The 1,686-nt window shown below is 70.7% G+C and carries 2 protein-coding genes; both read right to left on the reverse strand.

All coding sequences use genetic code 11. The features are described from left to right. Window positions 1-96: 96 nt before the first annotated feature. Complete coding sequence (locus EQG76_RS21805; RefSeq protein WP_159716428.1) at window positions 97-498, reverse strand: DUF2946 family protein; 402 nt, start codon at window positions 496-498, stop codon at window positions 97-99. Window positions 499-572: 74 nt separating this feature from the next. After that, window positions 573-1,686 (reverse strand): elongation factor G (locus EQG76_RS21810; RefSeq protein ID WP_159716429.1); only part of this gene is annotated, 1,114 nt, incomplete at its 5' end.

Below are 1,686 nucleotides of genomic sequence, written 5' to 3' on the forward strand. Positions count from 1 at the left end.
TCTGGGCGCCCGTGGCACCCACGGCCAGAAGGACGCCCGCCAGGGCGCCTCTGATCCAGGAATTGGTCATGACATGTCCTCGTTGCGCGAAGGGTTCTAGGCGATGAGGACTGTCGGCGGTGCCCTGGCGGCAAAGCCCAGCGCCACGGCCGGGGATGCGGACGGCCCGGCCGGCGGCGGGCCGACTCGCTGGCCGCTGTCGGCTCGAAGCGGCAGCGCTGCCTGGGGCTCCGGGCCCAGGCCCAGGCTGGCCTGGCCCGGCAGCCGGCACAGCACGCAATGGTCGTGGCCGTGCCAGTCACGCTCCTGCCAGGGCGCCTCGTCCGTGCCGCCCGCGGCCACGGCACACAGCACGGTCGGCAGGAACCTCCCGTCCGCCCCGGCGAGCATCGGCTGGGGCGGCGCCAAGCCCGGCGGCAGGAGGACCTGCAGCAGCAGCGCCACGCCCACGAGGCGGGCGGCCAGGAGTTGCAGGCGCTGGTGCAGGACAAGGGCCATGGCTGCCATCATGCCACAAGCCGGCGATCCTGCCGAGCACCTGCGGCACCTGGCGCTACCTCAGAATGCGCCGTTCAGGCGGCGCTGGCGGCCTGGGCGGCGATGTCGCGGGTCAACCGCTCGGGTACCTCGTCCAGATGGTCGATCTGCCAGGTGAAGAAGCCCACGCCCTGGGTCATCGACCGGAGCTGGAGCACCAGGTCGTGGCTCTCGGCCTGGGGCAGGTTGGCGCTGATCTCGTCCCAGCCAGGCCAGTCCGCCTTCGCCTCGTAGCCCAGCACCTGGCCGCGCTTGCCCGAGATCAGGGCCAGCGCCTTGGAGGTGTAGTCGGATGGCACCGAGATGCTGATGGCCAGGATCGGCTCCAGCAGCACCGGGTGGCAGTTCGGCAGTCCCTCCTTCAAGGCGAGACCGGTCGCCATCTTGAACGCCAGCTCGGAGCTGTCAACTGAGTGGAACTGGCCATCGTGCAGCGTGACCTCGACGTCAACCACCGGGAAGCCCAGCGGCCCCTTGGCCAGCCATTCCCGCGCGCCCTCCTCGACCGCCGGGATAAACTGCTTGGGCACTGCCCCGCCCACAATCTTGTTGCTGAACGCAAAGCCCTCGCCGCGCTCGCGCGGGCGGATCTCGATCTTCACGTCGGCGAACTGCCCATGGCCGCCGGTCTGCTTCTTGTGTCGCCCGTGCGCCTGGGTGCCCTTGCGGATCGTCTCGCGATAGGGGGTGCGCGGCGAATGGGTCTCCAGCTCCAGCCGGTACTTCTGGCGCAGCCGATCCAGTGCCACGCGCAGATGCATCTCGCCTTGACCCCACAGGATCGTCTGCCGCGTCTCCGGGTCGAGGTCCAGGCGGATCGCCGGGTCCTCCTCGGCCAACTTCTGGAAGGCGGCGGACAGCTTCACCTCGTCGTTGCGGTCCTTGGCATGGAGGGCGAAGGCGTACATGGGCTGGGGCGGTGCGAGGGACAGGAGGCTGGCGGCCTCCCCTTCCCTGCCGCCCAGCACGTCGCCGGTGCGCACCGCCTCCATCCGGCCGAGCCCGACGATGGCGCCGCTATCCGCCTCGCCCACGGCCTCGCTACGGGCACCGTTCACCTCGAACAGGCCGGATACCCGGGAGCCGTCGAGCTGGCTGCCGTCCTTGAGCGGGCCGCGCCAGACCCGCGCCAGGCTCAGCTTGCCGGCA

The sequence above is a fragment of the Geminicoccus flavidas genome, assembly GCF_009806515.1.
In the GTDB taxonomy this organism is placed as follows: domain Bacteria; phylum Pseudomonadota; class Alphaproteobacteria; order Geminicoccales; family Geminicoccaceae; genus Geminicoccus; species Geminicoccus flavidus.

Bases quoted from the DNA above. Each gene is read 5' to 3' on its own strand.
- EQG76_RS21805 (WP_159716428.1), bottom strand. From the start codon at position 498: ATGGCCCTTGTCCTGCACCAGCGCCTGCAACTCCTGGCCGCCCGCCTC.